Origin of the sequence: Pseudoduganella sp. RAF53_2 (assembly GCF_052113985.1) — a bacterium.
Taxonomy (GTDB): Bacteria; Pseudomonadota; Gammaproteobacteria; order Burkholderiales; family Burkholderiaceae_D; genus Rugamonas.
Genome location: NZ_JBFRDW010000174.1, coordinates 1 through 9,574, shown reverse-complemented (window position 1 = coordinate 9,574; position 9,574 = coordinate 1). Strand labels below are relative to the sequence as shown.

Annotated in this window: 10 protein-coding genes; 4 read left to right on the top strand and 6 right to left on the bottom strand. The window is 61.7% G+C overall.

Annotation, left to right across the window (positions count from 1 at the left end):
• Positions 1–230 precede the first annotated feature (230 nt).
• Positions 231–590: a hypothetical protein gene (locus AB4Z11_RS12540; RefSeq protein WP_442025579.1), complete on the top strand. Its 360-nt coding sequence runs from the start codon at positions 231–233 to the stop codon at positions 588–590.
• Between the two features lie 143 nt (positions 591–733).
• On the opposite strand, the gene AB4Z11_RS12535 is transcribed toward AB4Z11_RS12540, so the two are convergent.
• From AB4Z11_RS12535 to AB4Z11_RS12525, 3 genes are read right to left on the bottom strand one after another with little or no spacing between them, the layout of a single operon-like run.
• A complete protein-coding gene (locus AB4Z11_RS12535) occupies positions 734–2,119 on the bottom strand; it encodes a M16 family metallopeptidase (protein WP_442025578.1) in 1,386 nt (461 codons plus the stop codon).
• Between the two features lie 4 nt (positions 2,120–2,123).
• On the bottom strand, positions 2,124–3,413 hold the full coding sequence (locus AB4Z11_RS12530; RefSeq protein ID WP_442025577.1) for a M16 family metallopeptidase: 1,290 nt from the start codon (positions 3,411–3,413) through the stop codon (positions 2,124–2,126).
• Positions 3,414–3,455: 42 nt separating this feature from the next.
• Positions 3,456–3,794, bottom strand: coding sequence for a YnfA family protein (locus AB4Z11_RS12525; protein WP_442025576.1), 339 nt, complete (start codon positions 3,792–3,794; stop codon positions 3,456–3,458).
• Between the two features lie 80 nt (positions 3,795–3,874).
• On the opposite strand from AB4Z11_RS12525, the gene AB4Z11_RS12520 reads away from it, so the two are divergent.
• Entirely contained in the window at positions 3,875–4,633 is a 759-nt protein-coding gene (locus AB4Z11_RS12520) for a hypothetical protein (protein WP_442025575.1), read from the top strand.
• Positions 4,634–4,686: 53 nt separating this feature from the next.
• The gene (locus tag AB4Z11_RS12515; protein ID WP_442025580.1) at positions 4,687–5,154 is read left to right on the top strand and encodes an acyl-CoA thioesterase; all 468 of its coding nucleotides are present in this window, start codon (positions 4,687–4,689) and stop codon (positions 5,152–5,154) included.
• Positions 5,155–5,237: 83 nt separating this feature from the next.
• Here the strand turns inward: AB4Z11_RS12515 and AB4Z11_RS12510 are convergent, their stop codons facing one another.
• The 3 genes from AB4Z11_RS12510 to AB4Z11_RS12500 all read right to left on the bottom strand — a co-directional run bounded on the left by AB4Z11_RS12510 (position 5,238) and on the right by AB4Z11_RS12500 (position 9,181).
• Positions 5,238–5,426, bottom strand: a complete 189-nt coding sequence (locus tag AB4Z11_RS12510) for a hypothetical protein (RefSeq protein WP_442025574.1) — start codon at positions 5,424–5,426, stop codon at positions 5,238–5,240.
• Positions 5,427–5,451: 25 nt separating this feature from the next.
• Complete coding sequence (locus tag AB4Z11_RS12505; protein WP_442025573.1) at positions 5,452–8,322, bottom strand: bifunctional diguanylate cyclase/phosphodiesterase; 2,871 nt, start codon at positions 8,320–8,322, stop codon at positions 5,452–5,454.
• Positions 8,323–8,416: 94 nt separating this feature from the next.
• A complete protein-coding gene (locus AB4Z11_RS12500; protein ID WP_442025572.1) occupies positions 8,417–9,181 on the bottom strand; it encodes a methyltransferase domain-containing protein in 765 nt (254 codons plus the stop codon).
• Between the two features lie 138 nt (positions 9,182–9,319).
• On the opposite strand from AB4Z11_RS12500, the gene AB4Z11_RS12495 reads away from it, so the two are divergent.
• On the top strand, positions 9,320–9,574 hold a 255-nt coding region (locus AB4Z11_RS12495; RefSeq protein WP_442025571.1), incomplete at its 3' end, for a hypothetical protein.

The window sequence follows — 9,574 nt, the reverse complement described above, 5'->3', positions numbered from 1 at the left end:
GTCTCATTGATCTACCGGAGGCCATCATGGGCAATTCCCTGCACAACAAGATCTACCTTGGTCGCCGTATCGACCTGCACACGCGAACCACTCAGGCGCTGTTGTGTATTGGTGCAGTGGCAGGCTTCGCCATCGTCTGGCTGGCATTCCGCGCGTTCAAGTAGCTTGCTCCGCCCCGCGTGGGCGCGTACCATGATGGCCGCAGTAGCCCATCATGGATTTAGCAAGCAATGAAGAACGAAAAATTAAGCACCGACGAATTCAACGCGCTGGACGAGGTTGCCCGCGGCATCAAGGGCAAGCCTAGCGCTTGCGTGGGCCGCAACAGCAAGCGCCTGTCCGGCATCAAACTGATTTCCTTTGGCCGCGACGGCCGTATCACGCTCACGGAGCAGGGCAAGGAACGCCTGTTCCTGCGGCGCTGCGTGATGACCTTGAAAGCGCTGATCGATAACACTGCCGCGCCGGTGGATGCGGATGTGGCGCTTTTCCTCGGCAAGAAGTCGCACATCGTTGCGGTGGAAGGCGGCTTTGAAGTCACCGCCAAGGGACGCGAGTCCCTGGCAGATATCGAGGCGCAGGGACTTTAAAACCGGCAAGCCCTAGTGGCAGCCACGATGTGGCAGCCACTTCGCCGCAGCCCGCGGCTCTGACAAGGTGGCTGCCACTTCGCCGAAACCCGCGGCTCTGACAAGGTGGCTGCCACATCGTGGCTGCCACCAGGGGTTAGGGGTTAGGGTTTAGGCTGGAACCCGTCAGCAGTAATTTCCAGCTCGGTCACCTCGCCATACTTCTGAGCGATCTGGCGGATCGACTCCGCCTTGCCGACCAGGACGGTCTGCAGATTCTTGCGCGGGAAATGCTTCTCGACCAGCAGCCTGGCGCGTTCCGGTGTCAAGCTGTCCACATCGCGCATGAAGTTGTCGATCTGGTCGCGGCTCACACCCAGCGCATACATATCGCCCAGCAGGGCCGCCAGCTGTTCGCTGGTTTCGAAGCGCGGGGGGAACTGGCCCTTCACATAGGCCTTGGCCGATTCCAGCGTAGCTTTGTCGATGCCCTTGTCCCACAGCCGCTCGTAAGTCTTGTGCGCCAGGTCCAGCGCCGCTTCCGTTTTCGGCAGCGCGGTGAAGGACGAGATCGAGAAAGTGCCGGTCTGCGACAAAGGACTGAAGGCGCTGCTGGCGCCGTAAGTCAGGCCGGTATTGGTGCGCAGCTCGTCGTTCAGCCATGAGGTGAAGCGTCCACCGAGAATCGTGTTCAGCACCTGCAGCGGTACATAGTCCGGATCATTGCGCGCGATGCCCGGACCGCCGATCAGGAAAGTGGTTTCGATCGCATCGGACTTATTCACCAGCCACACACGCGATTTGTCCGCATGCACCTGGCCGTAATCGGCGCGCTGTGGCGCCGGGCCTTCCGCATGCCACTGGCCGAACAGCGTCTCGACCTGCTGGCGCATCGCTTTCGGATCGAAGTCGCCGACCACAATGATGGCCGCGTTATCGGGACGGAAGTAGTGCTGGTAGAAGCCTTGCACATCGTCCTGCTTCAGCGCGCCCAGGCTGTTGACGGTGCCGCCTGGCGGATTGCCATATGCCGCGCCGCCGAACAGCATGGCGCGGTAATAGGTGCCCGCCACCTGGCGCGGGCTTTCCTTGGCCTGGCGCAGCACATTCATTTTGCGGCCGCGCAGCTTGTCCAGCTCCTTGGCGTCGAAGCTGGGCTGCTGCATCAGTTCAGCAAACAGCGGCAGCAGGACAGGGATGTCCTTCTGAGCGAAGTTCGCCTGCACCGTGCTCTGTTCCGTGCCACTGCCGCCGGACAGCACACCGCCGCGGAAGTCGAAAGCTTCGTCAATGGCGGCCTTGTTGTGTGTCAGGCTGCCGAGCAGGATGGCATCGCCGGTCAGGTTGGCAAGGCCGGGCTGCTGGCCGYCGTTCACAGCGCCGGCCTTCACCACGGCACGCACGGAAATCAGCGGCACTTCGTGGCGCTCCATCATGTAGACGGTAAGACCGTTCGGCAGCTTGGTGGTTTCAAAGGCGGGCAGCTTGAAGTCGGCGGCTTGCGCGGTCGCAGCGGCGCCAACGAGGGTGAGTGCGATCAGTTTATTCATTCGTTCACTCCTCTTTCGCGGCCAGCACGCCGATGGTGCGCTGCGACTTCTTCAGATATTTGGCGGCCACGTTCTGGATATCGGCCACGGTCAGCTTTTCGTATTGGGCAGGTTCATCGAACATCTTGCCGTAATCGCCAAAGAATACTTCGTGATTGCCCAGCTGGAGCGCCTTGCCGTTGATGGTTTCCTGCGCGCGATAGAGGTTCAGCAACTTGGCGTTCTTCACCTTCTGCAGTTCTTCTTCCGTGACGCCGTCCTTGATCACTTTGTCGATCGCAGCCAGCAGCGCTTCTTCGATTTTGTCGGTGCCCACATTGCCGGCGGAGACGGTGTAGAAATAGAGCAGGCCGGGATCGAAACCGTCGGTGCTGAAGGCGGACACGCTGTTGGAGATCTGCGTGTCGACCAGGGCCTTGTACAGGCGCGAAGTCTTGCCGTCCGCGAGCAGGCTTTGCAGCACGTCCAGCGCATAGTAGTCGGGGTGGCTCGCTTCCGGCACCTTGTAAGCGACCATCACGTTCGGCGCGCTGGCGCTGGCCTTGGCGATAAACAGGCGGCGTTCGCCTTTCTGTTCAGGCTCTTTGGTGCGTACGGCCGGCGGAACAGGGCGTTTGGGAATGCTGCCGAAGTATTTGTTTGCGAGCTGCTTCACGTTGTCCACTTTCACATCGCCCACGATCACAGCCACCGCGTTGTTGGGCGTGTAGTAAGTGTGGAAGTAGTTCTCCAGGTCTTTCTGGTTCCACGACTTGATGTCGGATTCCCAGCCGATCGTGGGAATCGCATAAGGATGGGCGGTGAAGGCGACGCTGTTCAGGTCTTGCATCAGCATGCGCACATTGGAGTTTTCCAGTCCCGTGCTGCGTTCGGACAGTACCACGCCGCGCTCGCTCTCCACCATCTTAGGATCGATGGACAGGCTGGCGATACGGTCGCCTTCCAGTTTGAACACGGTTTCCAGCGCACTGGCAGGGAACCAGTCCTGATACACCGTCACGTCGCTATTGGTGTAAGCGTTGTTCGCGCCGCCTTTGGCTTCCATGGTGCGGTCGAACATCTTCGGTCCGTAATGCCTGGAGCCGTTGAACATCATGTGTTCGAAGAAGTGCGACAGGCCGGTGATGCCGGGCGCTTCATTGCGCGAACCGACTTTCCAGAAGGTGTACATATTCGCGTTCGGAATCGCGCTGCTTTCGAGGACGATGAACTTCATTCCGTTCGGCAGGGTAAACGACTTCACCTGATCCGCCGTGAGCGCCGCTTGCGCATAGGACGCCGCTGCATACGCCATTGACGCCGCCAATAGTCTCCACTTCATTGTTTCTCCCTTTCTTTATGAGCGCGCACCGGCGCTGATGACGGCTGCCCCGGCCAGTGCCAGTCCCGCGCCAATCAGATCCGTTGCCGATGGACGCAGGCCGTCGACGACCCACAGCCAGCCGATGGCAGCGGTAATGTAGATCGCGCCATAGCTGGCGTACACGCGGCCACTTGCTGCCGGGTGCAAGGTCAGCAGCCACACAAACGCCGCCAGGCTGGCCGCCGCCGGCAGCAGCAGCCACGCGGGACCTTTACCGCTGAACCAGAGCAGCGGCAGGTAGCAGCCAAGCAGTTCAGCAATGGCGGTGACGAAAAACAGGCCAATGGTTTTTAACAGGTCTACGTTCAGCATGCGGGCAAGCATAAGCCATTTGTGGTGGTTTATGAAGAAATATGGTCGAATAAGGTCTGGCGAAATCGGGATATCTACCTATGCGAACTTCGATTGGCCTGCTGGCCGTGTGTTGGTCTGTTACTTCGCTTGCGCAGGCAAGCTGCTATTCCACGCTGAAGGCGCAAATGCCGCAGGCGGGTACGGTGATTTTTGGTGAGCTGCATGGGACGACGGAGATTCCGAAGTTCTTCAGCCAGTGCGTGCGCGAGTTTGTGAGCAATGGCGAGGAGGTGCGCGTCTTCCTTGAGTTCCCGGCTTCGCAGTCTGCGACCGCGGGCCGTTATCTGCGCAAGGAGGCGGATGAGCCGGTGCTGCTGTCCGCACCGCATTGGAAGACCGAAGACGGACGCGCGAGCCAGGCCATGCTGGCGCTGTACCGCGATCTGCGCGGCTTGCCGGCGCCCGGTGTGACGCTGTCCGGTATCGATGCGGATGCCGGTGAAGCGGACCGCGGGCAGGCCATGGCGCGCAACTTCCTGGCCGCTTACTCGCACAAGGCATACAACCTGGTCCTGGTCGGCAACCTGCACGCCCAGTTGGGCAAAAGCCGCTTCAGCAGCATCGGCGGCGCGCCATTTGGCCAGCGCATTCAGGAGCGCCTTGGCAAGGTGATCAGCCTGGACGCACGCTACCAGGCGGGCACTGCGTGGATCTGCACGGGCTATTGCGGCAAGATGGATTTGTCGGGCAACCAGCCCACGGGTGGTGCGCTGGGTATCGCCATGTCCGGCGAAGATCCAGCGTTTTCGGGCGTTTTCAGCGTCGGCAAAGTCACCGCTTCGCCGCCTGCGCGCTGAACTGGTAAGCTAGGGGCATTACAACAACTGGATGTCCTGAAATGGAAAGCCCGATGCACTGGTCGGCTCACGAGCTGACGATGACTGTTTTGATGACRCCGGATATGGCGAATTTTTCCGGCAACGTACACGGTGGCGCGATTCTGAAGCTGCTGGATAGCGTGGCGTATGCCTGCGCGAGCCGCTATTCGGGCAGCTATGTGGTGACGCTGTCGGTGGATCAGGTGATGTTCCTGCAGCCGATTCATGTGGGCGAGCTGGTGACCTTCCTCGCGTCGGTGAATTACACGGGCCGGACGTCGATGGAGGTGGGCATTCGCGTGGTGACGGAGAACATCCAGCAGCGCCTGGTGCGCCATGCGAACAGCTGTTATTTCACGATGGTGGCGGTGGACAAGGACCGCAAGCCGCTGGCCGTGCCGGCGCTGGTGCCGGAAACCGAGGAACAGAAGGCGCGTTTCGAACAGGCCGAGTTGCGCAAGGCTGCGCGGCAGCAGGTGGCGCAGGCCAGGAAGAAGTAGGCGGAGCTGAAATGGCGGATCAATGATCCGCCCTACGCCGGATCGTGTCAGGTAGGGCGGATCATCGATCCGCCGTTGCATGCTTAAACACGGCGCTGGTCAGGATAGATCAGCGTGCGCACGGCAACCTGGTGCGGCACGCCCATGGCGGCCAGAAATTCGGCAGCGCGGCGCAGCCCGATCTCGGGCAGGGCGGCAATGGCCTGATTCACTACATCGCGCGTGCGATGGTCTGAGCGCACCTGTTGGCGGTGCAGAGGTGTGGTTTGCATTTTTCTTTTCCCTGTTTCGGCGCGGTCAGGCACGCAGCAGTGCCGGCTGCCCGCCATCCAATTGCTTGCCCTCTTGCAACATCTGCTCGAACTCCGGCGGGGCGACCGGGCGGCTGAAATAATAACCCTGCATTTCGTCACAGCCGTGACGGYGCAGGAATTCCAGCTGCTCCTCGGATTCTACACCTTCTGCGATCACCCGCAGATTCAGGTTGTGGGCCAGGGCGATGATGGAGATGATGATGGCCGCATCATCCGCATCGGTGGCGATGTCCGAAACGAAGGAACGGTCGATCTTCAGGACATCGATAGGGAAGTTGCGCAGGTAAGAGAAACTTGAGTAGCCGGTGCCGAAATCGTCGATGGCCAGCGCCACGCCGAGGGCCTTCAGCTCGTGCAGCAGGCTGACGGCCTGCGCCACATCGTTCATGAACAGGCTTTCGGTCAGCTCGATTTCCAGCGCGGACGGAGGCAGGCCGGATTCAGCCAGCACGCCCGCAATCGACGCCACCAGATTCTGCTGGCCGAACTGGCGGGCCGACAGGTTCACACCCACGCGCAGGCCGCTGAAGCCTGCGTCGTGCCAGGTCTTGGCCTGCATGCAGGCCGTGCGCAGCACCCAGGCGCCGATCGGCACGATCAGCCCTGTTTCTTCCGCCAGACCGATGAAGCGCGCCGGCGGCACCATGCCCAGTTCCGGATGCTGCCAGCGCAGCAGGGCTTCCATGCCGATAATGCGGCCGGTTTCCATGTCCACCTGCGGCTGATAGTGCAGCACGAATTCATTGCGCTCCAGCGCATTGCGCAGCGCGCTCTCGATGCGGATGCGCTCCTGCGCCTCCTCGTTCATGGCAGGCTGGTAGAACTGGAAGCAGTTGCGGCCGCGCTTCTTGGCCGAATACATGGCGATGTCCGCGTGTTCGATCAGGTGCTGGGCCGGCGTGCCGTCCGCCTCGTACACCGCTACGCCGATGGAGCAGGTGACGAAGAACTCTTTACCCTCCAGCATGACCGGCTGCGCCAGCGCCTTCATCACGCGCTCCACGATCGCCGGTGACAGGGACTCGTCCGGATACTCGCTCAGAATTGCCACGAATTCGTCGCCCGACAAACGCGCCACGGTATCGCTCTCGCGCACGCTCGATTGCAGGCGCGTGGCCACGGTCTTCAGCAGCAGGTCGCCTGCCTTGTGGCCCAGCGAGTCGTTGACGAACTTGAAGCGGTCCAGGTCAATCAGCATCACCCACAGCGGATGGCCGGAGCGGTTGGCATAGGCGATGGCCTGTTGCAGGCGGTCCTGCAGCAGCATGCGGTTCGGCAGGCCGGTCAGCACGTCGTGGTGGGCGATATGCTGGATGCGCTGCTCGGCCAGTTTGCGGCCCGTGATCTCGCTGCCGGTACCGCGGTAGCCTTTGAAATTACCCTGCGCGTCGTACACCGGCTCGCCGCTGGTGGTGAACCAGCGCGTCACGCCGTCGTTGCCGACGATCGAGTATTCCAGATTGGAGAACGGCAGGCGGGCCTGCAAGCGGGCCATATGCTCGCGGCCCCACTTGGTGTTCAGCATCTCCGGGTAGGATTCCCAGCGCGTGCGGCCGATGTAGTTTTCCTTGGTCAGGTGGCCTTTTTCGAAGAAGGCGCCGGTGATATTGGTGAAGCGGTATTGCGAGTCCTGCTCCCAGTACCAGTCCGAGGACAGGGCCAGCAGTCGGCGGAAGCGCTGTTCGCTGTCCTGCAAGGCGCGTTCGGTGTGTTTGCGCGCCGCCACGTCCGCGTTCAGCCGCTCGTTGCTGCGCTGGAGATCGGCGGTGCGCGCATCCACCAGCAGCTGCACCCGGCGCGAGCGCATCACCAGCGTGTGCACCAGCACCGCGCTCAGAAGGCTGAACAGGATGCCGCCCAGCAGCGTGCCCAGCGAACCGAGATGGTCATCCAGGAAGGGGCGGGGCAGGGCGTCGATGCGCACGCTCCAGGAGGTGCCCAGCACATCGAACTTGCGCAGATCACGGTCGCGATAGTTCAGTCCCAGCACGCGGTGCRGGCCTTCGAAAATGCTTTCCGGCTCGTTCTGCACGCCATGGCTGAAGACCAGATTGTCGGCATCGCGCGCATCGCCGGCGTACACGCGCAGCATGACCTGGGGATCGTCCAGCAGGCCATTGTTTTGCAGGATGGTGTAGACCAGATGGTGGCCGCGAATCACGGCGGCGGTGTCGCCGATCCATGCCGCGCGGCGCTCTTCGTAGGTTTCGGTGGGCGCGCCAGGACGGTAGACCGGCATGATCATCACAAAGCCGCGGTTGCCCACTGAACCCTGAGCCAGCTGGATCAGGGCCGTGGCGGCCGGGCGTCCGGTGCGCAGAATCCGGTCGACCGCCTTGCGCACCGAGGGATTGCTGCCTGCATTCAGTCCCAGCGCGATTTCATTGCCTTCCAGCGGTTCCAGATAATCGACCACGTTGTAGAAGTCGCGCTGCTGCGCGGTCGCGATGCCGGATTCCGATAGCTCGGTGATGGTGAAGCCGGGATAGCGGGGCCGCATCGACGCTTCGTAAGCGGCGCGTTCGGCCAGCGGGACGACGCGGTGGTAATTAAAGGCCTGGATGAAGGGATAGCGCAGGACCAGGGGCTCGGTGAAGGTATGGAACTGCTCGCGCGACACCGGCGCCACGGTGCGGAACAGCTGATTGGTCATGCTCAGCACTTCCACCGCGTCGTCCAGCCCGCGCCGAATGGCGGCCACCCGCACATTGGCGCGCTGCTGGAAACCCAGTTCCAGCTTGCCGTATTCGAGGGCGCTGACCGCGACGAAGAGAATGGCGGTAACGGCAAGCCCGGCGCCAAATGTCAGCGCGGCTGCTCCGTAGACCGATGTTCTCCTGCGGCGATTCGCCATGTCGTCCCTGAATGGTTGCAAAAATGCCAGACCGGGCGTCCGGCTGCGCCCTTCAGTGTGGCATAAATTGGTGCATGGTGGAAATATTTGCCGCTCAAACGTCAACTGTGCGGCGCAAGCGCGCAACAGTCCAGTGAGCCAGCAGGCGGTTGGCGAGGGCAAAGCCGAGGCCGGGGCCGTAGCCGCCGTAGGCCGCCACCTTGCGCTGCATGCGGCTGGCGGGCATGCCGGGCGTCCGTCCGGGGCGGATGGCGAACACGATGCGGTTGTTGCCGGCGATGCCAGTGAACTGGCAGATGCGCTCCTGGAAGCAGTCGCGCAGGCGGGCCAGGGTGGAAGGGTAGCGCGGATCGTAACTAAACATATTAGCGACCAGCACGCCATCCGGCCGTAGCGCGCGCCGGCAATCGGCGTAAAAGCGTGCGCTGGTCAGGGCTGGCGGCAAACCTTCGGCGTCGAAGCCATCGACCAGAAGTACATCGGCGGAGTCGCGCAATTGCGGCATGTAGCGCACCGCATCGGCGTGAATCACCTTGAAGCGCTCGTCGTCTTGCGGGATTTTGAAGCGCTCGCGCAGGGCGATCACGTCTTCGCTCAGTTCCAGCACGGTGATGCGGCTGTTGGGCAGGTAGCGGTAGCAGAATTTGGCCAGCGAACCGCCGCCCAGGCCCACCATCACGATATGCTGCGGACGCGGCTTGAACAGCACGAAGCACATCATGGCGCGGGCGTAGGCCAGCACCAGGCTGTAGGGATCGGCCGGGTCCATCTGGCTCTGGATCTCGCCCGGCGTGAATTCGAGCGAAACGTGGCGCCCGCGCCGTCGGACCTGTGGTTGCTTGCTGAGAGCGGAAGACATTTTGCTAACTTGTTGTCAACTATGATGTTCTGATAAGCTGGCGGGTTGGAGACAAGTGTACCGGGATCGCGTTTACATCAGCAACTTTTATAGGTACATTGCCAACCATATGCCCCCGGGGGCCGAACGGAGAAGAGCATGTTTTTAGATCACCCGACCATTACCGCAACCAACAGCTTTACCGAACCTGACCGTATCGAGCGCCTGACGCGCGTGTATGGCTATGTCGCCGCCCTGGCGGACATGACGGGCAAGGAGCATTTCATCGAAAAGGTCAGCCAGCTGCACGACCACAAGGGTACCCTGATCGTGTTCTGGCACGATACTCCCTCCGAAGAGGAAAAAGACCTCTTCACCAAAGCCTGGGCCAGCAAAGTAGGCGACGGCAGCACC